At 37.7% G+C, this 25,906-nt stretch carries 22 protein-coding genes and 1 pseudogene; 16 read left to right on the plus strand and 7 right to left on the minus strand.

The genetic code is table 11. The features are described from left to right. Positions 1-261 precede the first annotated feature (261 nt). From B9T28_RS14300 to B9T28_RS14310, 3 genes and pseudogenes are all read left to right on the plus strand, one after another. The gene (locus B9T28_RS14300; protein WP_086204654.1) at positions 262-1,047 is read left to right on the plus strand and encodes a ParA family protein; all 786 of its coding nucleotides are present in this window, start codon (positions 262-264) and stop codon (positions 1,045-1,047) included. Between the two features lie 16 nt (positions 1,048-1,063). Further along, positions 1,064-1,978: a ParB/RepB/Spo0J family partition protein gene (locus B9T28_RS14305; RefSeq protein ID WP_086204655.1), complete on the plus strand. Its 915-nt coding sequence runs from the start codon at positions 1,064-1,066 to the stop codon at positions 1,976-1,978. Positions 1,979-2,381: 403 nt separating this feature from the next. Then, positions 2,382-3,571: pseudogene (locus B9T28_RS14310) on the plus strand (DUF1302 domain-containing protein); the annotation flags it as partial. Between the two features lie 458 nt (positions 3,572-4,029). Here B9T28_RS14310 and pcaU read toward each other — a convergent pair. Next, positions 4,030-4,854 (minus strand): IclR family transcriptional regulator PcaU, encoded by an 825-nt coding sequence (pcaU, locus tag B9T28_RS14315; protein ID WP_086204656.1) that lies wholly within the window; start codon positions 4,852-4,854, stop codon positions 4,030-4,032. A 291-nt stretch (positions 4,855-5,145) separates the two neighbouring features. On the opposite strand from pcaU, the gene B9T28_RS14320 reads away from it, so the two are divergent. From B9T28_RS14320 to pcaG, 9 genes are all read left to right on the plus strand, one after another. Beyond that, positions 5,146-5,832, plus strand: coding sequence for a 3-oxoacid CoA-transferase subunit A (locus B9T28_RS14320; RefSeq protein ID WP_086204657.1), 687 nt, complete (start codon positions 5,146-5,148; stop codon positions 5,830-5,832). 16 nt (positions 5,833-5,848) lie between these two features. Then, on the plus strand, positions 5,849-6,499 hold the full coding sequence (locus tag B9T28_RS14325) for a 3-oxoacid CoA-transferase subunit B (protein WP_086202735.1): 651 nt from the start codon (positions 5,849-5,851) through the stop codon (positions 6,497-6,499). Between the two features lie 135 nt (positions 6,500-6,634). Then, complete coding sequence (gene pcaF, locus B9T28_RS14330; RefSeq protein ID WP_086204658.1) at positions 6,635-7,837, plus strand: 3-oxoadipyl-CoA thiolase; 1,203 nt, start codon at positions 6,635-6,637, stop codon at positions 7,835-7,837. A 16-nt stretch (positions 7,838-7,853) separates the two neighbouring features. After that, positions 7,854-9,209 carry a 3-carboxy-cis,cis-muconate cycloisomerase gene (pcaB, locus tag B9T28_RS14335; RefSeq protein WP_086204659.1) on the plus strand — a complete coding sequence of 452 codons (1,356 nt, stop codon included), beginning with the start codon at positions 7,854-7,856 and terminating at the stop codon, positions 9,207-9,209. Further along, the gene (pcaD, locus tag B9T28_RS14340; protein WP_086204660.1) at positions 9,206-9,994 is read left to right on the plus strand and encodes a 3-oxoadipate enol-lactonase; all 789 of its coding nucleotides are present in this window, start codon (positions 9,206-9,208) and stop codon (positions 9,992-9,994) included. Before pcaB ends, pcaD begins: the two co-directional genes overlap by 4 nt. Positions 9,995-10,036: 42 nt before the next feature. Next, positions 10,037-11,392, plus strand: coding sequence for a 4-hydroxybenzoate transporter PcaK (gene pcaK / locus B9T28_RS14345; protein ID WP_086204661.1), 1,356 nt, complete (start codon positions 10,037-10,039; stop codon positions 11,390-11,392). 12 nt (positions 11,393-11,404) lie between these two features. After that, positions 11,405-11,812 carry a 4-carboxymuconolactone decarboxylase gene (gene pcaC / locus B9T28_RS14350; protein WP_086204662.1) on the plus strand — a complete coding sequence of 136 codons (408 nt, stop codon included), beginning with the start codon at positions 11,405-11,407 and terminating at the stop codon, positions 11,810-11,812. A 21-nt stretch (positions 11,813-11,833) separates the two neighbouring features. Beyond that, positions 11,834-12,559 carry a protocatechuate 3,4-dioxygenase subunit beta gene (pcaH, locus tag B9T28_RS14355; protein WP_086204663.1) on the plus strand — a complete coding sequence of 242 codons (726 nt, stop codon included), beginning with the start codon at positions 11,834-11,836 and terminating at the stop codon, positions 12,557-12,559. A 17-nt stretch (positions 12,560-12,576) separates the two neighbouring features. Next, the gene (gene pcaG, locus B9T28_RS14360) at positions 12,577-13,206 is read left to right on the plus strand and encodes a protocatechuate 3,4-dioxygenase subunit alpha (protein ID WP_086204664.1); all 630 of its coding nucleotides are present in this window, start codon (positions 12,577-12,579) and stop codon (positions 13,204-13,206) included. A gap of 346 nt (positions 13,207-13,552) precedes the next feature. On the opposite strand, the gene B9T28_RS14365 is transcribed toward pcaG, so the two are convergent. Then, entirely contained in the window at positions 13,553-14,359 is an 807-nt protein-coding gene (locus B9T28_RS14365; RefSeq protein ID WP_086204665.1) for an IclR family transcriptional regulator domain-containing protein, read from the minus strand. Between the two features lie 135 nt (positions 14,360-14,494). On the opposite strand from B9T28_RS14365, the gene pobA reads away from it, so the two are divergent. The 3 genes from pobA (at position 14,495) to B9T28_RS14380 (ending at position 18,514) form a co-directional block, all read left to right on the plus strand. After that, the gene (gene pobA, locus B9T28_RS14370; RefSeq protein WP_086204666.1) at positions 14,495-15,700 is read left to right on the plus strand and encodes a 4-hydroxybenzoate 3-monooxygenase; all 1,206 of its coding nucleotides are present in this window, start codon (positions 14,495-14,497) and stop codon (positions 15,698-15,700) included. 109 nt (positions 15,701-15,809) lie between these two features. Beyond that, positions 15,810-16,700 carry a hypothetical protein gene (locus B9T28_RS14375; RefSeq protein ID WP_143222622.1) on the plus strand — a complete coding sequence of 297 codons (891 nt, stop codon included), beginning with the start codon at positions 15,810-15,812 and terminating at the stop codon, positions 16,698-16,700. A 62-nt stretch (positions 16,701-16,762) separates the two neighbouring features. Further along, complete coding sequence (locus tag B9T28_RS14380) at positions 16,763-18,514, plus strand: amidohydrolase (protein WP_434057143.1); 1,752 nt, start codon at positions 16,763-16,765, stop codon at positions 18,512-18,514. 94 nt (positions 18,515-18,608) lie between these two features. Here the strand turns inward: B9T28_RS14380 and B9T28_RS14385 are convergent, their stop codons facing one another. Further along, positions 18,609-20,093: a SmvA family efflux MFS transporter gene (locus B9T28_RS14385; RefSeq protein WP_086204669.1), complete on the minus strand. Its 1,485-nt coding sequence runs from the start codon at positions 20,091-20,093 to the stop codon at positions 18,609-18,611. A 117-nt stretch (positions 20,094-20,210) separates the two neighbouring features. On the opposite strand from B9T28_RS14385, the gene B9T28_RS14390 reads away from it, so the two are divergent. Further along, positions 20,211-20,804: a TetR family transcriptional regulator gene (locus B9T28_RS14390; RefSeq protein WP_086204670.1), complete on the plus strand. Its 594-nt coding sequence runs from the start codon at positions 20,211-20,213 to the stop codon at positions 20,802-20,804. Between the two features lie 165 nt (positions 20,805-20,969). On the opposite strand, the gene B9T28_RS14395 is transcribed toward B9T28_RS14390, so the two are convergent. The 4 genes from B9T28_RS14395 to B9T28_RS14410 form a co-directional block, all read right to left on the minus strand. Continuing rightward, positions 20,970-21,350, minus strand: a complete 381-nt coding sequence (locus B9T28_RS14395; protein WP_086204671.1) for a PaaI family thioesterase — start codon at positions 21,348-21,350, stop codon at positions 20,970-20,972. A gap of 54 nt (positions 21,351-21,404) precedes the next feature. Continuing rightward, positions 21,405-22,655, minus strand: coding sequence for an OprD family outer membrane porin (locus B9T28_RS14400; RefSeq protein ID WP_086204672.1), 1,251 nt, complete (start codon positions 22,653-22,655; stop codon positions 21,405-21,407). A gap of 68 nt (positions 22,656-22,723) precedes the next feature. Continuing rightward, a complete protein-coding gene (locus B9T28_RS14405; protein ID WP_086204673.1) occupies positions 22,724-23,863 on the minus strand; it encodes an acyl-CoA dehydrogenase family protein in 1,140 nt (379 codons plus the stop codon). An 89-nt stretch (positions 23,864-23,952) separates the two neighbouring features. Further along, complete coding sequence (locus B9T28_RS14410; protein WP_171263535.1) at positions 23,953-25,836, minus strand: feruloyl-CoA synthase; 1,884 nt, start codon at positions 25,834-25,836, stop codon at positions 23,953-23,955. Positions 25,837-25,906: the final 70 nt, after the last annotated feature.

Raw genomic sequence — 25,906 nt, forward strand, 5'->3', positions numbered from 1 at the left:
ACAGACCTTCCACTTTTCAGTGACAGATCTTCCACTTTTAAAATTATAATTTATTGATTTTTATAAATAAAATAGTGTCTTAATTATAATTACTTAATTATATTAATTAATACTAATTATAAATTAGCTAGCTATATTTTAAAATAAAGATAAAATTTGTTTATAACCGACCTTTATATAGAAATTTAAATATAAATCAAATAAAGTGTAGCAACTTGCTACAAATTTCATTATATTAAAATAACTTGAACGAGATCTATTATGACAAGTAAATCAACTAAAATCATAGCTGTAGCAAATCACAAAGGTGGTTGTGGAAAAACAACAACCGTAGTTCATTTAGCATCAGAATTAGCAGATTTGGGTACTAATGTATTAGTAATTGATTTAGATCCTCAAGCAAATGCAAGCTTACATATTGGATCAAGACACCCAAGTGAAATAGAAATTACATCTGCTGAACTACTAGTCGGTGATTTAAATTTAATATCAGAAGCGATAGAAGACGAAACTAATTTTAAAAATGTTTCTTTAATTTATGGTTCTTTAAATTTAGGTAAGACTGAAGATCAACTTAAAGATGATGCTCCAAGACCATCAGAAGAGTTATCTAACAAATTAGAATTATTAAAAGGATTATATGACTTTATCCTTATTGATTGTCCACCAAGCTTAAAACTACTTACAAGTAATGCATTAGCCGCATCTACTCATGTCATTATTCCTATTGAATCAGGATCACAATATGGATTGTATGGTGTAACAGATTTAACAAACCATTTAAGTAAAATAAGACGAGTTAATCCTGAACTCAAACTTTTAGGTGCTTTATTAATTAAACATGATGAACGTCAAAATGTTTGTAAATTAATTAAAAATGAAGCTCTAAACCAAGTCGGGGAATTATTAAATACTACAATTCCAATAAGTACTAAAGTGAATCAAGCTGCTATTTTACAACAGTCTTTATTAAGGGTTGATAAAAACTCTAAAGTTCGTAAAGCTTTTCAAGATTTAGCGAAAGAAATTGTAAAACGTGTTAAATAAATACTATGAGAATACTATGGTAAGTACAAAAGAATTATTGGCTCAACGTCTTCAGCAAAACACTCAAAAACACAAACAAGCTCAAAAAGAGCATGTCAATGATGTAAAAGAACTACGACGTAATGTACAAATTATAGATATTCAGCCAAGTCCTAATCAGCCACGAAAAATATTTGATCAACAAGATATTGAAGATTTAGCTACATCAATTGAAGAAATTGGATTATTACAACCCATTGCAGTCCGCCGAGTACAAGATAAGTATGAATTGATTGCTGGTGAAAGAAGATTAAAAGCGCATCAATTTCTTAATAAAAATACAATTGAAGTAATTGTTATAGATGCTTCTGACGAAGATGTTGCATTATTAACATTAGCAGAAAACTTAAAGAGAGAAGATCTAACTGATTATGAAATATATGTTGGACTAAAATCATTAAATGATAAATTAAAAAAGAATAAACAAAAATTAGCAAAATCATTGGGTATGAATCGTGAAGATATGTATAAATATTTATCTTTTGAAAAATTGCCAATCGAGATTATTCAAGATTTAGAACAAAAGCCAAACCTTTTAGCACGTACTGCAGCTACAGCGATTAAAAAGTTTTTATCAGACAATGAAGACAATAATCAGAATGCAAAAAAAGCATTATTAGATGCATGGAAAAAGCTATTGACCAAAGACGTTGAACAAACGAAATTAGCCATGCTTGCAGACAAAATTCTAAAACAAAAAGATACAAAGGAAACCGTTCTAACTTCAATTGTACATAAAATTGAATATGATGGAAAAGTTGCTGGTAATATTAAATTTGATCAAAACACTTTGAAAATTTCATTAAAAATGAGTGAGTTTGCAGATGAAGATTTACAAGAACTAGAAAAATTATTAAAGAATATGCTAGTTAAATCAAAAAAAGAAGTGTAGCAATTTGCTACACTTCTTTTTTATTAGGGGACTCAAAACTATTTTTGGGTAGTATGAGGGCACTGTTGTAAATAGCCATTGATGATAAGCTAGATAGTTTTTTAGCTAAATGTTCATTATATATGAATCCCTTCCATGGTCGGCATTTTCAGAGAAAAACATTCTTTTGGTTTAACCATAGTAAATCGACAATCAAACAGATTCGGTACCATAACCTAATCATAAGGTTCAGCATATATTTGATCAGTGCATGTATAAATGGTCGCATCTAATTGAAAATTACTTTTGTAAATTGAAAAAATTCAAATGTATTGCCATACATAGCGACAAAATAGATTCAATTTTTGCCGTTATGATTTATCTTTTAGCGCAATTAACTCTCGGTAATTCTCAACAGGTCATCCGTGAAAGGATTATCCCTGTTGAAATGTTTTCATTTGTTGCCGGAATTAATGATCATCTTAAGGTCGAAGGTTTTTATCAATTTAAATTCAGACCTTCTGTTATTGATGGGTGCGGGACATTTTTGAAGTTTCTGATGTTATGCCTGCCAATTGTGGACCGATGCTACTAGCTGGTTTGAAAGACAAATTATCTGAGACAGCATTACAAGCACACAGTTATATTCCACGTACAGAGGATAGAAAACCTAAGGATAGTGGGCAATATGGTATAGCATTAAAGCAAACGATACCGAGCTTAAACAATACTGAACTTGGCATTTATTATGCCAACTACCATAATCGAATTGCGAACTTTGATGCAACCACTGTGAAAGCCATAGGTGCTGAAAATTTTAATACCGCAGCATTTTTTGCAGTTTATCCTGAAAATATTGAAATGTTTGGATTAAGTCTTGCAGGGAAATTAGGCACCACATCTATTTATAGTGAGTTAAACTTTAAACCCAACCAACCCTTGCAATTAAATGGTCCAGATTTGGTATATTACCAGATCTTAGACCCAGCCACACCATTTACCTCTTCTGGAGTCTCGCCTGAATTGGATGAGTATATTCAAGGCTATGTCCGATTACCAGTAACACAGTTTTCGATTGGAGCGACAAATAGTATTCCTAATATTTTAAGAGCGAATTCTTTGACATGGACTGCCGAATTTGCAGCAAATCATATAGCGGATATAGGTAATAATCGTATTGGTCGAAGCAGTGCTTTTAGTCGTAGTGAGCTTTCAACAGGCGCATACAATTCTGAAACTGGTGAATTTAAATGTACAGCATATGGTACCGCAAATTTATCTAATGAAGTTATAGATGATTTAAATAAGCGCTTTTGTAATAAGGATGGCTTTTTTAGCGAATGGTCGTTAGGTTATAGAATACGTGGTGCACTAAGTTATCATGATATTTTTCCTACAACTGTGATTACCCCAAGTTTGACTTTCCGACATGATGTACATGGTTTTAGTCAAAACTTTCAAGAAGGTCAAATGAGTGCCAGTATTGCACTATCGGCAACATATCAGAAAAAATATACAGCAAAAGTTGCTTATACTAACTTTTTTGGATCAAATGAATTTAGCGTTATTGATGATCGTGATTTTGCATCTTTAGTGTTTAAAGCTAATTTTTAATTCAAATAGACCTCTGTCATAAGATGTTTTTTACTTAACTTTAAAATTTTAGGAAGTTAAATTGGATCATTTTATTAATATTTAACTTCCCTAAGTTAACCCTAATCCTGCTTAAGGACGCGAGATTATTCATCTTGAGACTGATCTCTATTTTGATGAATATAACGGTAAAGCGAATGCACACTGAAAGTAACATGTGAAGTAATTTGCTCAGGGTTCCATTGCAGAGTCAGATAGTATTTTACCGTGAATCTTGGATAAAAAATTGACTTGAAAAATAGAAGAACGAGAGCCATCAGTTGAATTACCACCGCTTCCGCAAATATTGAATTAAGCCCTTGTTATTGCGGTCATTTCTCTTTACTTTGGTTTTACCCCTCATCAAATATTGATATTTTTGTCTTATTCAGTAAATTTTTTGTTGATTGGTCGAATTACAAGAGGATTATAAGGAGTGTTTAAATAACATGTCTTAACTCACGTGCTGTTTCTTGAAGTAAAGGCATAATTTGCTGGATTAAATATTCTTTTGTGGTTTTGGTCGTGGGCGAAACAATATTTAGCGCTGCAACGATATTGCCTTTAGGAGCATAAATAGGTACAGCAAGTGCATGCACACCGAGTTCATGTTCTTCTGACGAGTAGCACCAATCTTGTTCCTTAATTTCCTCAAGGATTTGAATAAAACCATTATTGTTTGTACAGCTATATTTAGTTAAACGCTTTAATGGATATTTTTCTAACCAGTGTTGTTGCTCAGTAAGATCCAAGTGTGCCAATAAAATTTTGCCTGCTGAAGTTACATGTGCAGGTAAACGATTGCCTAAATGTAAGCCATAAGGATGAATTCGATCCGTTGGATGATGTACTGTACTTCGAGCAATAGTAATGGCTTCGTAACCATCTAAAACCATGACGGAATAAACCAGAGAGGTTTGTGTGGTGAGTAGATTTAATAAGGGCTGACAAATTTTTGGAAGTTGTGCACCACTTAAATAAGCCCCTGAAAATTTTAATATTTTGGGAGCTAAATAATAATAATGTCCATCGAACTCTACATATCCAAGATATTCAAGCGTCAGTAAATGCCTACGTGCTGCTGCACGGGTCATCCCTGTTTTTTCTGCAGCGATGGTGATATTTAAGCGATGACGCTCAGGACCAAAACAGTCCAAAATAGACAAGCCTTTGCTGATACCTGCAATAAAGTCCTCATGTCGGATGATTTTCTGATTATCAGGATTTTGCAAAATTTTCTTATTTTCTAATTGAACATCATGCATTTTTGAACCTTTATTTCTATTTTTAGATATTCGATTACAATTTAGAGTAATTGAATCTTTGACTAATATAACCAAAAACCATAAAAAATGTTCGATTATTGAAATATAAAGACAATTATCGCGCAAAATAATTTTTTTATGCTAGCTGTGAGGCTCAAAAAAATTAAGAATAAATAATAGGAAATCTAATGAAAACACTCGGGATTGGGTAATTCTAGTTTGTCATCTTAAAACATATTCTCAGCATTTGTTTCCAACTTTATTTATGCATAGCACAGACGGAGTCATCTAATGATTGATAAAAGCACATCATCTTTAACAGAAGTACTCTCCCAAATTAAGGATGGCTCGACCATCATGATTGGTGGCTTCGGAACGGCTGGCCAATCCGCTGAACTCATTGACGGGTTAATTGAATTAGGCGTCAAAGACTTAGTCATCATTAACAATAACGCTGGTAATGGTGATTATGGTTTGGCCAAGCTACTTAAAACAGGTGCAGTACGTAAAATCATTTGCTCTTTCCCACGTCAATCCGACTCTTGGGTGTTTGATGAATTGTTCCGTGCTGGCAAAATTGAATTGGAATTAGTTCCACAAGGCAACTTGGCTTGTCGTATTCAAGCGGCAGGCATGGGTTTAGGTCCTATTTATACCCCAACAGGGTTTGGGACTTTACTGGCTGAAGGTAAACCGACTTTAAACTACGACGGCAAAGACTTTGTTTTGGAAAATCCAATCAAAGCGGATTTTGCTCTCATTAAAGCCCATCAAGGCGACCGTTGGGGTAACTTGGTTTATAACAAATCGGCCCGTAACTTTGGCCCGATCATGGCGATGGCTGCAGAGGTCACCATTGCGCAAGTGTCTGAAGTGGTTGAACTCGGTGCTTTAGATCCTGAGCACATCATCACTGCGGGTATTTTTGTCCAGCACGTGGTTGCTATTGGCAAAAAACAACTTGAACAATCGGCCTAGACCTGAGGATTAAACCATGAGCTATAGCAAACTCTCCCGCGATCAAATTGCAGAACGTGTGGCGCAAGATATTCCAGATGGTGCTTATGTCAATTTAGGCATTGGTTTACCGACCAAGATTTCCAATTATTTACCTTCCGACAAAGACGTTTTCTTACATTCTGAAAATGGTTTATTGGCTTTTGGCCCACCACCAGCCAAAGGTGAAGAAGACCCTGAGCTGATTAATGCCGGTAAAGAATTTGTGACTTTACTTGAAGGCGGTGCTTATTTTCATCATGGTGATTCTTTTGCCATGATGCGTGGTGGTCACCTTGATATTGCGGTGTTGGGTGCTTTCCAAGTGGCTGAAAATGGTGACTTGGCCAACTGGCATACCGGTGCACCCGATGCGATTCCTGCAGTCGGCGGTGCAATGGATTTGGCGGTCGGTGCGAAAAAAGTCTTTATCACCACCGATCATGTGACTAAAAAAGGCGAACCGAAGATTGTTGCTGAACTGTCTTATCCTGCGACAGGTTTAAAATGTGTCGATCGTATCTACACTGACCTGTGTGTGATTGATGTTACGGCTGAAGGCATGAAAGTCATTGAGAAAGTGGAAGGTCTAACCTTTGCTGAATTACAGGCAATGACCGGTGCCAAACTGATTGATGCAACTGTATAAATAAAAAAGAAAGTCCCCCTTTATAAAGGGGGATTTAGGGGGATTTTTGGAATAAATCAACTTTTTAGAATCCCTCCCAACCTCCCTTTAAGAAAGGGAGGAGCTTTCTCTAAATAAATTTTGAGCTAATTAAAAATGAAAAACGCTTATATTATCGATGCGATTCGTACTCCATTCGGTCGTTATGCAGGTGGTCTCGCTGCTATTCGTGCCGATGACTTGGGTGCTATTCCAATTCAAGCATTGATGCAACGTAATCCATCGGTGAATTGGGAATTGGTTGATGACGTGATTTATGGCTGTGCCAACCAAGCGGGTGAAGACAACCGTAATGTCGGTCGTATGTCAGCACTCCTTGCGGGTGTGCCTTATCAAGTCCCTGCAACGACCGTGAATCGTCTATGCGGTTCATCACTGGATGCAATCGCCATGGCAGCACGTGCCATTAAAGCTGGTGAAGCAGATTTGATTATTGCTGGCGGTGTAGAAAGCATGAGCCGTGCGCCTTTGGTGATGGGTAAATCTGACACTGCTTTTGGTCGTGCTCAAAAACTAGAAGACACCACCATGGGTTGGCGTTTTATCAACCCTAAATTGAAAGAGCTGTATGGCGTAGAAACCATGCCACAAACTGCTGAAAACGTGGCCACACAGTTCAATATTCACCGTGCCGATCAAGATCAGTTTGCGCTTATTAGCCAACAACGTACCGCAGATGCCCAAGCACGTGGTTTCTTCGAGCAAGAAATTGTACCTGTGAGCATTCCTCAGCGTAAAGGTGAGCCTGTAATCATCTCTCAAGATGAACATCCACGTGCCACCACCCTTGAAGTCTTAACCAAACTTAAACCTGTAGTGAAAGCCGAAGGTTCTGTAACGGCAGGCAACGCTTCAGGTATTAATGATGGTGCAGCAGCCCTGTTAATTGCTTCGGATGATGCCATTGCACAATACGGCTTGAAAGCGCGTGCCAAAATTATTGGCGCAACCACTGTGGGTGTAGAACCCCGCATCATGGGCTTTGCACCTGCACCTGCGATCAAAAAACTATTGGCTCAAACTGGTTTAACTTTAGAGCAAATGGACGTGATTGAACTGAATGAAGCCTTTGCAGCGCAAGCTTTAGCAGTGACACGTGACCTTGGTTTGGCGGATGGCGCTGAACATGTCAATCCAAATGGTGGCGCTATTGCCTTGGGTCATCCACTGGGTGCTTCGGGTGCGCGTTTGGTCACAACGGCCTTGAATCAGTTGGAAGCCACAGGTGGAACCTATGCCCTATGTTCAATGTGTATTGGCGTGGGTCAAGGGATCGCGCTGATTATTCAACGAATCTAATAAAGGAATAACGATAATGAGCCAACTATATGCCAGCCTGTTTTACCAAAAGGATGTGACTGAAATTTTTAGTGACCATGCTTTGGTCACTTATATGATTAAAGCCGAAGTGGCATTGGCAAAGGCTCAGGCTCAGGTTGATGTTATTCCTAAAGCTGCTGCAAGTAGTATTGAACAAGTAGCACAAACTGCTCTAAAGGATATTGATTTCAATAACCTTGCAATAGCGACAGGACTCTCTGGCAATATTGCGATTCCCTTTGTAAAGCAGTTTACCGCAGCGGTAAAAGCCGTGGATGAAGATGCTTCCCGCTATGTGCATTGGGGGGCAACCAGTCAAGATATTCTGGATACGGCATGTATTTTACAAGCTCGTGATGCTTTATACGTTGTGGAACGTCAACTACAACATGCATATGCAGCATCGCTTGAACTTGCAGAAAAATATCGTGCTGAAGTGATGATTGGACGAACTTGGTTACAACAAGCTTTACCGATTACTTTTGGGCATAAAGCTGCACGTTGGGCAAGTAGTTTTAAACGTGATTTAGACCGCTTAGAGCAAATGAAAGCGCGTGTACTGACAGCTCAACTTGGTGGTGCAGTGGGTTCATTGGCATCGTTACTGGATCAAGGTTCAACGGTGGTTGAAGCCTATGCAGCGCAACTTAATCTGAGTGTTCCAAGCTGTACTTGGCATGGTGAACGAGATCGTATTGTTGAAATGGCAGGGTTTTTAGCCATAGTGGTGGGGAATACGGGAAAAATGGCGCGTGATTGGTCATTGATGATGCAAACTGAAATTGCAGAAGTATTTGAACCTACAGCAAAAGGGCGTGGTGGTTCATCGACCATGCCACACAAGCGTAATCCTGTTGCCGCAGCATCCGTATTAGCTGCAGCCAATCGCGTACCTGCACTCATGTCGAGTATCTATCAAAGTATGGTGCAAGAACATGAACGTAGCTTAGGTTCTTGGCATGCAGAATGGTTGGCTTTACCTGAAATTTTTCAGCTTTGTGCGGGTGCATTAGAACGTACCGTTGAAGTGCTGCAAGGTTTAGAAGTCAATAGTAAAAATATGCAGCGCAATATAGAAACCACACATGGTTTGATTATGGCTGAAGCGGTCATGATGGCAATCGCACCGAAAATGGGGCGTTTAAATGCGCATTATTTAGTCGAAAAAGCTTGTCAGCAAGCCGTTGCTGAGCAAGGTCATTTGCAAGATATCGTGAGTTCATTTGCAGAAGTCAAACAGTATTTTAGCGCTGATGAATTAGCACTGATTTTTAAACCTGAATCGTATTTGGGCAATATTCAAGAACAAATAGATGCGGTATTGCAGGAAGCAAAAGGAGAGGTAAAGTGAATAACACCATCACCAATCGACAAGGAAAAACCTTATCTATTCAAATTGAAGGTTTAGATAATGCACCTGTACTGATTTTCTCGAATTCTTTAGGCACTGATAAAGGCATGTGGGATCCACAAGCCGTATATTTTAAAGATAAATATACAGTGGTGCGTTATGACACGCGTGGTCATGGCAAAAGCGATGTCATTGATGACACAACCTTAGCCAATTTAGGCGAAGATGTGATTGATATTATGGATGCCTTAAATATTCAACAAGCACATTTTTGTGGTATTTCCATGGGTGGTCTTACTGCACTGTGGCTTGGATTAAATGCACCTGATCGTTTCAAGACGATTACAGTTGCCAATTCCGCTGCAAAAATTGGTCAGCTAGATGCATGGATAAGCCGTGCGGATACCGTTGAAAAAAATGGTGTAGCTGATTTAGTTAACACCACACATAGCCGTTGGTTTAGCGATCAATTTGACTATCAGCACAATGCATTAGCACAGCAAACTATTCGCAGTTTAGCTTTGACACCTGCAAAGGGTTATGCAAATTCCTGTCGTGCTTTGGCTTATGCTGATGTTCGAGCTGAATTGCCTGAATTGAAAATTCCAACATTATTAATATGTGGAGCTCAAGATCCAGTGACTACGATTGAAGATGGTGAGTTTATTCGTGGTCAGCTACAAAATTCTGAGCTTGTCGTTATAGAAGCTTCGCACTTATCAAATATTGAATGTCCGGATATATTTAGTCAGGAATTAGAGATATTTGTTTATAAAAATCAGTAGATTAGTAAAAAATTAAATGGATTTGGCCTTAAGGAGGCAACAATGGCATCTCAGGATAGTTATACCTTAAAAAAAGGTATCGATGCCCAAGCATTAATTAATAACGCACCATTTTCAATGTATCAATGGATGATTGCAATTATCTGTTTTTTAATTGTTTTTGTGGATGGTATTGATACTGCGGCGATGGGTTTTATTGCGCCAGCATTGGCTCAAGATTGGGGTGTTGAAAAATCTCAATTAGGTCCAGTGATGAGTGCAGCACTCGGGGGCATGATTTTTGGTGCGTTATTTTCAGGGCCAATGGCTGACCGTTTTGGACGGAAAATCGTTTTAGCAATTTCGATGCTTGTTTTTGGTGGTTTTACATTGGCTTGCGCTTACGCTAGTTCACTCGATCATTTGGTTATTTTTAGACTTTTAACTGGTATTGGTCTGGGTGCAGCAATGCCCAATGCAGCGACGTTATTTTCAGAATATTGCCCTGCACGGAAACGTTCATTACTTGTGACCTGTATGTTCTGTGGCTATAACTTAGGAATGGCAATTGGTGGCTTTTTAAGTAGCTGGTTAATTCCAACTTTTGGTTGGCAAAGTTTATTTTTAGTGGGTGGTTGGGCACCATTAATTCTGATGTTGTTGGTCATTTTCTGTTTGCCTGAGTCGTATCGTTATTTGATTGTTAAAGGTCAGAGCAACGATAAAGTCAAAAAAATATTAACTCATATTGCACCATTGCAAGTTCAGCATATTACAGAATTTCATGTACCTGAAGAAAAAAATGAAACTGCAAATAAAAAATCAGTACTGAGCATATTGTTTTCAAAATCATATGTCAAAGGTACGGTTTTATTGTGGTTCACATACTTTATGGGTCTCATTATTATTTATTTGCTTACCAGTTGGTTACCAACGTTGATGCGTGAAAGTGGTGCCACGATGGAGCGTGCGGCATTTATTGGTGGCTTATTCCAGCTTGGTGGTGTCGTTAGTGCCTTATTTATTGGCTGGGCAATGGATCGATTTAATCCAAATCGTGTTATTGCCAGCTTCTATTTTTTAGCCGGTATTTTTGCTTGCATTGTTGGGCAAAGTTTAGGAAATTCAACATTGCTTGCCATTTTTGTTTTATGTGCAGGTATGGCAGCGAATGGTGCTCAGACTGCAATGCCAGTACTGAGTGCACGCTTCTATCCAACGCAATGTCGTGCAACAGGTGTGGCATGGATGTCGGGAATTGGTCGTTTCGGTGCTGTCTTTGGTGCGTGGATTGGTGCTGTATTGCTTGGCAACCATTGGTCGTTCAGTTCGATTTTAAGTTTATTACTGATTCCTGCAACGGCTGCTGCACTTGCCATTCTTATTAAATCATTCGTTGCTCATACAGATGCAACTTAAGGGGTATTCATTATGAATGACGAAGAACGTTATACACAAGGTATACAAGTTCGTACTGAAGTATTAGGCGAAAAGCATGTCGGGCGATCTTTAGAAAATTTAAATGATTTTAATGAAGATTTTCAAAATTTTATTAGTCGTTTTGCTTGGGGGGAAGTGTGGTCACGCCCAGGTATGCCACGTCATACCCGTAGTTTAGTGACGATTGCCATCCTATTGGCACTCGGCAGAAATGATGAATTACGTATGCATATTCGTGCGTGTTTCAACAATGGCGTGACCAAAGAAGATTTAAAAGAACTTTTTATGCATTCTTCTTTATATGCAGGTTTACCTGCTGCCAATGCAGCGATGCATATGGCTGAAGAAATTTTTGAAGAAATGGGTATTGCACCTAAGAAAATTGTGGAAGACCAATAAGATATTTAAGGGAGAAATCAAATGTCTCAAATTATTTGGGGAGCTTACGCACAGCGTAATAGCGAAGACCATCCGCCAGCGCATGCACCAGGCTATAAAACCAGTGTGATGCGTTCACCTAAATGTGCACTCATTTCGATTGGTGAAACCATTTCGGAAGTGACTGCACCACATTTTTCGGCAGATCAGTTTGGACCAAAAGACAATGACTTGATTTTAAACTGTGCCAAACAAGGCTTACCTGTTGGTGAGCGTGTGATCGTGCATGGCTATGTACGTGATCAATTTGGTCGACCAGTAAAAAATGCACTACTTGAAGTTTGGCAAGCCAATGCTTCAGGTCGTTATCGCCATCCCAATGATCAATATATTGGTTCTTTAGACCCTAACTTTGGTGGTTGTGGTCGTATGATGACCGATGAAAATGGCTTCTTTATTTTCCGTACCATTAAACCAGGTCCATATCCTTGGCGTAACCGCATTAATGAATGGCGTCCAGCACATATTCACTTTTCATTGATTGCGGATGGTTGGGCACAGCGCCTGATTTCACAATTCTATTTTGAAGGTGATACGCTGATCGATTCATGTCCAATTTTGAGAACTATTCCTTCAGAAGAACAACGACGTGCCTTAATTGCCCTTGAAGACAAGAGTAACTTTATTGAAGCAGATAGTCGTTGTTACCGTTTTGACATCACGCTACGCGGTCGTCGCGCGACTTACTTCGAAAACGAACTACATTAAGGGATGGAGTATAAAAAATGAAAGGTTGGAATTTTGAAGAATTACGTGAAACCCCATCTCAAACAGGTGGCCCATACGTCCATATTGGCTTATTGCCTAAACAGGCAGGCATTGAAGTATTTGATCATAACTTTAATAACGATCTGGTTGAAAATAATCCGCAAGGTCAGCGCATTCGTTTAGAAGGTCAAGTCTTTGATGGCATTGGCGTACCTTTACGTGATGTTTTGGTGGAAATTTGGCAGGCAGATGCCAATGGCGTTTATCCAAGCCAAGCAGATTTCCAAAACAAAGTAGCGGATGTTAATTTCCATGGTTGGGGGCGTGCGGGTGCAGACTTTAAAACCGGTATTTGGCATTTTGACACCATTAAACCAGGTAGTGTCCCAGGTCGTAATGCATCAGTTCAAGCACCGCATATTAATTTGATCATTTTTGCTCGCGGAATTAACACGGGTTTAAATACTCGTGTTTACTTTGAAGATGAAAGTGAGGCGAATGCTAAAGACCCAGTAATCAACAGCATTGAATGGGAACCACGTCGTCAAACCTTAATTGCCAAACGTGAAGAACGTGATGGTGAAGTGGTTTACCGTTTTGATATTTATATTCAAGGTGACAAAGAAACTGTTTTCTTAGACATCTGATTCAGAAAAATCAATTTAAGATATTCGGCAGTCGTGTTTTTAGCACTGCCGAATTACAGGGAAGAATAACGGTAAATCTCAATCAATTTACAAAAAAGGATGCTGAGTAGCATCTTTTTTAATTACTTTGGTTTTAGTAAATGCAGATATAGTTACATTTAGTATTTATTTATTCGATTTCACTGAAAATATAACGATCACAATATCATCTACTAATAACCTCCAGTTACCATGCTCAGACGAATATATTAATCAATCCGCAGGTGGGAAAGGTTTGATATGTATGGTTACTAGTTTTAGTTTGGGTAATGACATCGAAATATAAGAGCTTAAAAGCTCATTTAAACTATAACATCGCTCTCATTTCAGATGCTGTATTTTGTAATAAAGGTAAAATTTGGTTCGTTAAGTATTCGGTTGAAGCTTTATTTTTTTGAACAATACAATTTAATGCCGCAATATGTTCTCCTTTTGAATTTATAACAGGCACAGCAAGCGCCATAATTCCTAATTCATGTTCGTCACTCGAGAGGCAATAATCTTGTAGTGAAATCTGTTTTAAAAGATCTAAAAAAATAACTTTATCTGTCGTTGTATAAGAGGTGAGTCGTTTTAATCCGTATCGTTCTAACCAGTTGATTTGTTCCAGTTCACTTAATGATGCTAATAATACTTTTCCAGTCGACGTTGCATGTGCTGGAAGGCGATTGCCTAAATGCATGCCGTAAGGGCTGATTCGTAAGTTTTCTTGTTGCGGTAAATAACTTCGTGCAATAGGAACAACTTCGCTTTCATCCAATATCACTAATGAAAAAGTTAATGTGGTTTGTACACATAATAAATTTAAAATGGGTTGTGCAATTTTTGAAAGATGAGAGGAATTTAGAAAGGCACTTGAAAAGCGTAAAACCTTATGCGTAAGCCAATAAAAATGTTCATCACTATCAAGATAACCTAAAAATTTTAAAGTTCTTAGATACCTTCGAGCCGCGGTGCGACTTAATTGGGTTTTTTCTGCAATTTGAGTCACATTCAGTTTTTGGCGTTCAACTCCAAAAGCCTCTAATAAGCTTAATCCTTTGGCAAATGAAATGATGTAGTCATCTTCTTTAATCAATTCATTTGTATCCATACTTTTTAAATAGCTATTCATCAAAGACTTCCTGCTTGATATATTTTTGTCCGCTTTGCGGTCAAAAGTAACACATTTCGGTACATTTCACATCTGGCTTATAGCTTGGCATGAGTAAAAAAACTAACTTAACCATCAGTATATGGAGGTTAATTTATGGAAGTTTTAAATACGAAAGTTGTAATTGTTGGTTCTGGACCTGCAGGTTTATTACTTGGGCAACTTTTATATAAAGCAGGGATAGACCACATCATTATTGAACAGCGCAGTGCAGATTATGTAGCTGCACGCATTCGAGCAGGAATTCTAGAACAGGTTTCTGTTGATTTACTTGAAAAAGCTGGCGTAGATAAACAATTAAAAGAATTTGGCTTACCGCATACAGGCATTGAAATACTGGTTGATGGTTGTAAACACCGTATTGATTTATCGAGTTTAACGCAAGGTAAACAAGTCACAGTTTATGGACAAACTGAAGTGACAAAAGACTTGATGCAAGCCCGAGAAGAAGCTGAATTAACATCATTTTATGAAGCCAATGATGTAAAAGTACATGATTTTTATGAAAAGCCTTATGTTACTTTTAATAAAGATGGAAAGCTCTATCAGGTCAATTGCGACTTTATTGCTGGATGCGATGGCTATCATGGGATTTGTCGTGCAAGTATTCCAAAAGAAAATATTAAAACCTTTGAAAAAGTTTATCCGTTTGGATGGCTAGGTGTACTGGCAGATGTTCCACCTGTGTCTGATGAGTTGATCTATGTTCAGTCAGATCGAGGGTTTGCATTATGCAGTATGCGTTCAACGACGCGAAGCCGTTATTATCTTCAAGTTCCAGTCACTGACAAAGTTGAAGAATGGTCAGATGAAAAATTTTGGGATGAGTTAAAAAATCGTTTAGATGAAGAAAGTAAAAATAATTTAGTGACGGGTCCGTCAATTGAAAAAAGTATTGCACCACTTCGAAGTTTCGTCACTGAACCTATGAGATTCGGTAAGTTATTTTTAGCGGGTGATGCAGCACATATCGTTCCTCCAACTGGAGCTAAAGGTTTAAATCTAGCCGCTTCTGATATTGCCTATCTTTCAGAAGCCTTAATTGAATTCTACTTGAGCAATTCTGAAGAAGGCATTAATCAATATTCAGAGAAATGTTTAAAACGTGTATGGAAAGCAGAACGTTTCTCTTGGTGGATGACGCATTTATTACATCGCTTTGAATCTGACAGTGATTTTGATCTAAAAATTAAACAAGCAGAGCTTGCCTATGTATTAGGTTCAGAAGCTGGTCAAACGACGTTAGCAGAAAACTATGTCGGTCTACCTTATGAAATCAAGAGTTTAAAAGAAGCGAGTTAATACAAAAAAAGAAAGTAAATCATAGTTTTGATGTGTAGACGGGTTTTATTACAGCTATTTTGTCATAAAACCCAAGAAATTTAATTTATAAAACAAGGACGTTTAAAACATGGATGTAAAGTATTTAAAAACATTATCTAAGCTAGCACTATGTATAGTATCTATGAGTTGCTTTGCTAATGAGGAAGAAAATAATGGCTTTAAAGTTTCTGGAAATATATCAGCCGTATCCGCTTATATTAATCGAGGAGCGACCAGTGATCCAGAAAATGATAATGCAACTATTCAGACGACTTTAAAGTTTGATTATAAAAACTTTTACTTTGTATATTTTAATTCAAAACTTGGATATTCATTTAGTGAAATTCAAAATAATGAAAAATTATACTTATTGGCTGAAAGTAATATTAATAGCAATATCAATCCGAATATTTCTGAAGAAGAATATTTGAAAGCGCTGGAAAGTGAATATAAAAAATTGTCTTTAAACTCAAAAAAAGCATCTACATTTAGCTATTATGAGAATGATTTTATTTTTGGTTATGAAAATAATTATAAAAAACTGAATTATGATCTAAATTTAAAATACTTATATTATTCAGAAGCTGATCATACTGGTGGTGTGGAAGCTGGCTTATCGCTTAAATATCCAATTAGAGAAGATAAGGATAGGATGGGGATCAGCGTTGAGACCTATTTAAATGATGTTTATTATATGAATAAGGGTGATACATATATGGAGTTTAATTATGAAAATATTTTGGCGCCAAGTTATTATTTGAATTTATATGCTGGATTTTCATATTTTAAAGAAGATGGAAAATATGTAAAGGATTCAACAGAAGATTTTGTATTTAAACATGCGACTATAGAGATTGCTCACTCCTTAGATGAAAAAGAGCAGTTTTTTGGCTGGATGCAATATATTATTGGAGGGAAAGATCGTTTTAGCGACAGTCAAAAGAATATGGTAGTAGCAGGGTTAAGTTATAATTTTTAGTTCAAATTTATTTAATTTTTTGTGTATTTATAAGTAGATGATGAAGGAATTTGGTCATGATGTTGAATTTTAAAAGTGGTATTTTGGCACTCAGTATAAGTGCATTATTAACAAGCACAGCTTGGGCGAAAAATGGTATTGATAGTATTTATTTAAATGGAAAAATTTATACTGCAAAAGACAATGTGCCTTTACAGCAAGCGATTGCAATTTCTAGCGATGGAAAAATTGTCAGTGTAGGCAGTAATACAGAAATTAAAAAAATAGCTGATTCAGATACGAAAGTTTATGATCTAGGGAATAAAATATTAATGCCTGGACTCATTGATAGCCACATCCATGCTTTGGCTACAGGTGTAGAAATGGTATTGGCTACACTTGATGATGAAGGTGAAATAGATATAAAAGCTGTAGAAAAACAGCTTAGACAAGCTCAGCAAGATGGTACGGGTATGGCTGGGGATGTCTTAATTCTAAATGGTTTATCTTCTGAATACTGGAAATTAACGGATCAGTTATCTGAGGTGTTTAATCAAAATGAATGGAAGAATTTACCTATTGCATTGATTGGTAGTGATCATCATACGGCTTGGGCAAATCAAGCATTACTAAAAAAAGCTGGAGTTAATTCAAATTTTGTTAAAAGTCTTTCAGCAGAAAATATACAAAATATTACGCATAATAAGAAGTTCGAACCTACAGGCTTTTTAGTGGATTCAGGTTGGGATATTGTCAGTGAAAAGATCCCTCCGCTATCGCATGATTTAATGTATAAGGGGTCAAAAGAAGCTGTAAGCTATTATAATAGTCTAGGACTGACTGCTTGGTTAGATATTGCTGCAAATGCAAGTCCTCTTCAGGGTATTTTTAATATTAAAAATACCGAAAACACATTGGGGATGATTCCAATGTATAAAGAACTGTCTGAAAAAGGCAAGTTAAGCGCTCGTGTTTCAGGATTACACGTTATTAATTCAAAAAGTACCCCGAAGGTTTTTGATACGCTTGATGGCATTAATAGTAAGTATAAAAATATTAATAATTTTAATTTAATTGGTGTGAAAGTATTTGCGGACGGTGTGTTGGAATATCCTGCGCAATCTGCTGCATTATTGGGACAATATTCAAATACTAAAAAGAGTGGAAATTTGTTGTTTGATCCACAAATTTTTAAAACAGTTGTAGATGAAGCCGATCGTCGAAATATGTTGGTACATATCCATGCGATTGGAGATAAAGCTGTACGTGAATCTTTAAATGCTTTTGAATATGCAAGATCCAAACGTCAAAGTCATATACCGCACTCTATTACACATCTACAACTGGTAGATCCTTCAGACTATAGCCGCTTTAAGCAGAATAATATTATCGCATCTATGCAGTTGGCATGGGCGTATGAAGATGGTCTTAATAAAGAGCTTGTGAAACCTTATATTAGTGAGACAACTTATAAAGGTATGTATCCTGCGCATTCATTATTAAAAAATGGAGCAATTATTGCTGGAGCGAGCGATGCCCCTGTTTCAACAGCCAATCCTTTTATCGCAATGGCTACGGCAATTACACGAATTGGTGAGGATGGAGGATATTTAAATACAAACGAGGCAATAGATCGTGATTCAGTATTTAAAGCGTATACGATTAATGCTGCAAAAGCGCTTTCTTTAGATCAACAAATAGGGACGCTTGAAGCTGGGAAAAAAGCCGATATGATTTTAGTCGATCGAGATATTTTTACTGTTTCGCCAGAAAAATTGGCTGAAACAAAAGTGCTATGGACGATGTTTGATGGTAAAAAGGTATATCAGCAATAATTTTCCATTGTAACGATAATATTTCACCCATAAAAAAGCCCATTATTGAATTCAATAATGGGCTTTTAAAATTGTTAATATCGTGTTTATTGGCTCATTGTTTATGGGCTTGCTTCGATAAGGCCCAATAGATAAATAGAGACAGAATAAAGAACAGCCCACCAGCAATTCCAAGTACTTGGCTATGTGACTGTGTAAAAGCTTGGGCTGCTGCATTTTTTAAACTATGCATCAGAGATGGATCTAATTGCTGAGCAACTTGCATTGCTTCACCAATTGAAGCACTGGCAGCAACACTTATTTCGACTGGAAGTGTGGTGGGAAGGACTATCGCTTGTGTATAAAAGAAAGAAAGCATTAATCCGAAGATGGTGATTCCCAAACCAGCACCAAGTTCATAAGCCATACCTTCAATTGCACCAGCAGCTGTAGCTTTATTCGCTGGAACAGATGACATGATGGCAGCAGTTGAAGATAAGAGAGCAATTTCAACACTAATTCCCATAATAACCATCCATGCCCATGCTTGAATGTGCTGTGTATCAAAATTGGTCATGGCTAGCCCCCAGAAACTGGCTGCGCACATCAGCATTCCGACGGTTGCTACAGGACGCAACTGATATTTGTTCATCAATAAACTGGCAAATGGTCCACCTATACTGATGGCAATCATAAATGGCAGAATGAATAAACCTGCTTCAAGTGGCGAATACCCATATACAAATTGTAATTCCTGTGAGAGTAGAAGTTCAAAACCAACCAATGCAATCATCGCCACAATAGCCATGACGATACTGGTGGAAATGACAGGATGTTTTAATAAGGAAAAATCGATCATGGGTGTGCGTGAAGCCAATTGTTGACGAACAAAAAAGACCAATAAACTTAAACCAATAGCCAATATCAGCAATAACATGCTGTTAAATTGATGCATACTGGTTTTTACTGTATAGATAATCATTAAAATTGCAGTGACAAGAACCAATGCTTGCATAAGATTTAAAGGCTGTGTTTTTTCACCTTTTTGTTTAGGAACAACGAATGTGGTTAAGAGCAACACTAAAATAATAATAGGCACGTTAATTAGGAATATCATGCCCCATTGGAAGTGTTCAAGAATGAATCCTCCGAGAAGTGGACCAAAGGCTGCACCACCACCACCCACAGTTCCCCATACACCTAAAGCGTAATTTCGTTCTTTTTTATCCAGAAAAGTATTTCTGAGGCCAGCTAATGTTGCTGGCAAAATCATGGCAGCACCGACACCTAGAAATGCACGAGCAGCAATCAGCATTGCAGCAGATGAAGAAAATGCAGCTGCAAGAGAGGCTATACCGAAAATAGTCGCCCCTATGAGCATGAGTCGCTTAAAACCAATCCGATCACCCAAAGCACCCATAGGTAAAATTAAACCCGCCATAATCAGGGAATAAATATCCATGACCCACAGTAATTCATTGCCTGACAATGACAACGCATCATTCAACGAGGGAATGGCAACATGCAACACTGTGGCATCAATAGAGACGGGCAGATAAATCAATACGATGATTGCGAGAATCATCCATTTACGGTACATATTTCACCTGATTTTAAACTTGGACGGTTGTTCAATTTAGCGGGAGTATAACTTAACTTGAACGGATGTCCAAGTTTACATAGACTATGTCTTCGTAGAGTTTGGCAATAATGGTTTATGCACTATCTAAATCGGGAAGAGCGTCGAGAGATGATTTTAAATGTGGCGAAACAGCTCGCATTAAATGAAGGCTTTAATGCCATGACAGTTCGGCGTATTGCGACTGAAGCAAATGTATCGACAGGGCAAGTGCATCATCATTTTGCTTCATCATCACATCTAAAAGCAGAAGTATTTGTTCAGTTGATGGATCAATTGAATGCTATCGAAAATGAAGTCGTTACCACGACTTGGTATGAGCGAATTTCACTATTGCTAGGTTGTGAAAATATTGAGCAAGTACAACCCTATTTACGTTTATGGAACGAAGCAGAAGTCTTGATTCAGCAAGATGAAGAAATAAAAAAAGCCTATAACATCACGATGGAAAGATGGCATCAGATGATTGTGAGCTTGATTGAGAAAGGCCTTGCTCAAAATGAATTTAAAATTTTAACTACCACGAATTGTCAGGATGTTGCATGGCGTTTAATCGCCTTTGTATGTGGTTTGGAGGGGATTTTTCAGCTTGGTTCAAAAGGGCTTACTGAAGATATGTTTAAACAGCATACGGAAATGATGATTCGTTTGGAGTTATTTAATAATGTTTAATTTCTCATATTTTGGGAAACTGTGAGCACATTCTGCTTTAAGGTAGGGAATGGTCACTGTAGATGTATAGAGTGACCATTGTTTAGTGATGTAGCAGTACGCTGATCTGAAAATTTGATAGATGCGTAGATGATAAATTACTTATGCTAAATTTTTGAAAAATAATTATAAAACCATAAATGCAGCACAACTTTTAGCAACTAATTTATTGTTCTGCCACGCTTCACTTTCAATATTGAGGATTTTATTACCTTCTTTAATGAAATAGGCTTTTGTTTCAACAATACCAACATGACAAGGTCTGAAAAAATCCATGCTTAAATTAATCGTTGTTGAAGGTCGCCCAGATTGATTTAATGTGGCAAGTAGACCCATAGCATCATCCAGCATGGCACAAATCATTCCACCTTCAATTGTACCTCTGGGATTGGTAAAACTTTCTAAGGCAATATATTTCACATGTATTTGGGCTAAATCTTTATCCCAGTGTAGATCATGACCATTTAACAAATGATGAATCGGTGGTAAATTTTTTAAATCGAACATTTTGATTCCCTTAAAAATAATCAACCCGTCGTTAAAAAGGGCTGATTAAAATCATTACTTAAATTTCCATGTGTAATCGATATTAATACGTGTTTCATTGTTGGGTTTAATATTGGCTGTCGGTAGCATGTTGTTATCGTAAATCGCATAACGTGCACGTAAAGCTAAATTTTTAAGTAAACCCGTTTGGAGGGCATAACCTAGGTCGAAGTCTAGTTCATCTTCTTTTAAGTCTGTCCCACCTAAGTGTGGCGCATTAATATTATGGCCAGTTGTATAACGCATCATAAAACGAAGACCAGGAACTTGTTTTTTGAAATCATATTCGTAACGAAAGCTATAGACTCTTTCTTTGGCATTTAAAAAGTCGCCAGGCCATGTATCAATCAGCAAGCCTGTTTCACCGCCAGACAGATAAGGAAATGCCGTTTCACCATGATGTTGGAATGTACTGAACATCAATTTATGGCTGTCATGTTTTAATTCAAAATGTGCGTGGAATAAGTCATTATCGACTAAACCTGCTTCGGCTTTCCCTTCATCACGGCTGTTGTAGTAACGTAATTGTGAGGTCAAATTTGTTCTTTCATCAAATAAATACTTATGCTGTAATCCAAGCATAGTTTGATGATATAGATCATTTACATCCATATAAAAAGTAGTCAGTTTAAAAGATGGATTTAAATCATAATAACCACCTAGGTAATATAGACCATCCGTTTCTGCAGGATTAAAACGTTTATTCACCCCAGAAATTCTAATCTTTTCATAATTGGTCGAATCTCGATGATTGACTTCATTCAGATAAGCCGCCTGTAGATCTAAATGCTGAATGTCCTTTGACTGAATGGAAATACCCCGATAGGTTTGGGGTAATAAGCGTGCAGGGGAAGCCACTAAAACTGGATTCATTGGCATGAGTGTCCCAATTTTGATTTCGGTCTGACTCATTTTGGCTTTCGCTGTTACCCCAATTTCGCCATAGCTGCTAGTTGGTTCATTGGTTCGGGTATCACGAAGGAGGTTGCCAGTGCCAGCATGTTCAGCATCTGCATCGAGTTTGAATCCTGTCGTTGCTAAAATATCTAAACCAAGACCAACCATTCCTTCGGTATAGCCAGAATTTGCTTTAAAGATAAAACCTTGCGTCCAATCTTTTGCAGCAGGATAAGCGGATTGTTCTTGAAAATCTCGATCAAAATAAAAATTACGAGTAGTGAGTTCTACATTACTGTTGTCAATAAAATCACTTGCAAAGACGGGGGTAGATAAAAGTATTGATGACACGATCCAAATGTTACGCATAGCATTTTCTTCCTGAAATGATGTTCTTGTTTTAAAAGTAATACGACTTGAATTCGAATGTTTTATTGCTATTTTCCTAAGAGTTCACGAGCAACGATTTCTTTCATAATTTCGTTAGTTCCTCCGTAGATTTTTTGTACGCGTGCATCGACAAAAAAGCGTGAAATATGGTATTCCTGCATGTAGCCATACCCTCCGAATAACTGCAGTAATTGATCTATAATTTCGCATTGCGTATCAGTAATAAAGCATTTCAATGCGGCGACATCAGTCACAGTTAATTCATCACGACGATATGATTCAGCGCATTGATTAACAAAAGCCTGTGCCGCTTGTGCTTTGATTTGAGCCTGAGCAAGGACGAATCGGGTATTTTGAAATTGACTTAGCGCTTGACCAAAAGCTTTACGTTCTTGTACATAGCTTTTAGTCAGTTCAATTGCGCCTAAAATAGAACCCAGTGCCATCATGGAAATGCTTAATCTTTCACGTGGTAATTCTTGCATCAAGTAACTAAAACCTTTGCCTGTTTCACCTAGCAGCTGATGAGCTGGAACCTGAACTTGATCAAAAAAAAGTTCGGCAGTGTCTTGTGCATGTAAGCCAATTTTTTTAAGAGCACGCCCTTTTTTTACGCCTTCAAGATGGGCATCGACCAATAAAATTGAAATACCTTTCGCGCGAGCTTGAGGGTCGGTTTTTGCCACCAATACAATCAGATCGGCATGATGACCATTGGAGATAAATGTTTTAGAGCCATCGACTAAATAGTGATCTTCTTGAAAAATCGCTTGCGTTCGAATGGCTTGTAAATCTGAACCAGCATTGGCTTCGGTCATGGCAATCGCGCTCACGACTTCACCACTGACCATTTTAGGCAACCAATATTTTTTTTGTTGTTCAGAGCCTATATTTTGAATATAGGGTGAAACCAATTCACTTTGACCACCAATCGCGACAGCAAGGGAAGTAAAACCCGCTTGTGCCGTTTCCTGAACCAACATCAGTGAATAGGCAATGGGTGCACCATATCCGCCATACTGTTCAGGTACATCTACGCAAAGGAAGCCATTTTCACCAAGCTTATTCCAAATTTTGCGTGGCATTAAACCCTGTTCTTCCCATTGTTCGTAGTATGGAGCAACATATTCATTTAAAAAGCGTCGAAAATTATCTCTAAAAAGTTCAAATTCGCTATCGAATGGCATCGTTTTACCTTTGGAATAAAAATGGAGTCGAGAAAAAGGAACAACTCTAAAAAGAGTTGTTTAAATTTAAGATTTGGGGGTGTTAGCGTTTAGTTATTTAACGTTGGAACTCTAATCAGCAGGGGATGGTCGTTCACTTTGTTATATAAGGCATCGACTAAATCTGCACGATTTTTTAAAATACTGCTCTGATTCAAGTTGCCTTTATCTGTAATTTCACCGACATCTAATTGTGGAGCTTCCTGCATTAGATAGATCATCGACACTCGATTTGAACTTCCTGTCGAATCTTTATTAAATTCAATTAAAAATTGTTTAAACCATTGCTGAATTTTGGGATGTTGTAAAATATCTTGCGCAGAGTGTTGAGAAATGGATAAACCTGCATACGTTGCACAAGATTCTAATTTTGGGAAAATCAAAAAGCCAATGGCATTTAAATTTGAACCTGTGATGCAAACATCATGAATGAGTTGATTACCTTGAATGAGTACTTTATTGCGAAGTGTGCCTACATTGACAAAAGTTCCTGTATTTAATTTAAAATCTTCCGCAATTCGTCCGTCGTACATTAAGCCTTGGCTTGGATCAGAGACATCGACTAAACGAACGGCATCGCCTGTATGATAAAAACCTTCATCATCAAAAACTTCAGATTTTTGCTCTTCAGTTAAACGCCAATAACCTTGCATGACATGTGACCCACGAACACAGAACTCGAGTTTATCGTTGCTCGGTACAAGTTTAATTTCACAGCCAGGTGCAGGGAAACCGACAAAGCCTGCCATGACATGTGGGCCTGTAGAGAAGGTGCAAGAGGGTGCTGTTTCAGTCATACCTAAACCACACATGATACGAATCCGTTCGCCACAATGTTGTTGTGCAATATGGTCGAGTCGATTCCAGCCTGCTTCGGAAAGCGCCGCACCTGCAAAAAAGAGTATTTTGACGTTACTGAAAAATGAATCTCTGAGCACTTGATCATTTTCCAAAGCTTCGGTGAGTTCTTCCCAGCCTTTTGGCACATTTAAATATACCGTGGGTGAAATTTCTTTTAAGTTTCGGATGGTTTCATCGAACTTACCTGAAACAGGTTTGCCATCATCAATGTAAATTGTGCCACCGTTATATAAGGCAATTCCGACATTATGACTGCCCCCAAAAGTGTGGTGCCAAGATAACCAGTCTAATAAGATGGGTGGGGTTTCTTCAAATTCAGGGAAGGTTTGTAACAGCATTTGCTGATTTACACACAGCATTAAATGTGTCGTTGGCACTGCTTTCGGTAGTTTTGTTGAACCTGAGGTGAACAAAAACTTAGCAATTTGCTGTTCATCCAAGGTTGCATAATGCTGTTCTATATTCTGTTTGCTTGTCTCTAGTAAGCTTTGAAATGAAGTACAGTTTTGATCAGCCACTTTTCCAGAATAAGTCACAATTTCGACATCATCTTTCGCACAAGTTTGAATTGCTTGAGCAAAGGCATTGCCATCATGAGCAAAGACCATGCCTGGTGTTAATACGTCGAATATATGCTTAAGTTTGGCAAAGTCTTTTGAGATAAGTGAGTATGCAGGGGAAATCGCTGAAAAAGGCACACCTGCCAGCATTGCCGCCATAGAAAGTGTTAAATGCTCAAGATCATTGCCAGAAAGAATCACGAGAGGACGTTTAGCAGAAAGTTCTGGGCGATTATGTAGGGCTTGCGCAATATTCCATGCGCGTTTAACCGTTTCAGCATAACTGAGCTTGATCCATTCACCGTGTTGATCTCTTTTGGCGGCAAAAGTACGATCTGGATGAGACGCAGCATATTGTAATAATCGATCTGTCAGTTTTTGTGGATAGTTTTTCAATTGTTCTTTTGGAGAGATATAGAGCATTTCATTGTCATAATGAAAACTAATTTCATGCCCACCAAGTTTTACTAAACGCTCAGGATAGTTCCGTGGGGCAGCATTCATTTGCGCCATTGCCTTACTCCATGTAAATTTTTTATTGCTGTTTTTCATAATAGAAGGATAAAGAGCATTGCTATACTTT

It is taken from the genome of Acinetobacter silvestris (assembly GCF_002135235.1).
GTDB classification, from domain to species: Bacteria; Pseudomonadota; Gammaproteobacteria; order Pseudomonadales; family Moraxellaceae; genus Acinetobacter; species Acinetobacter silvestris.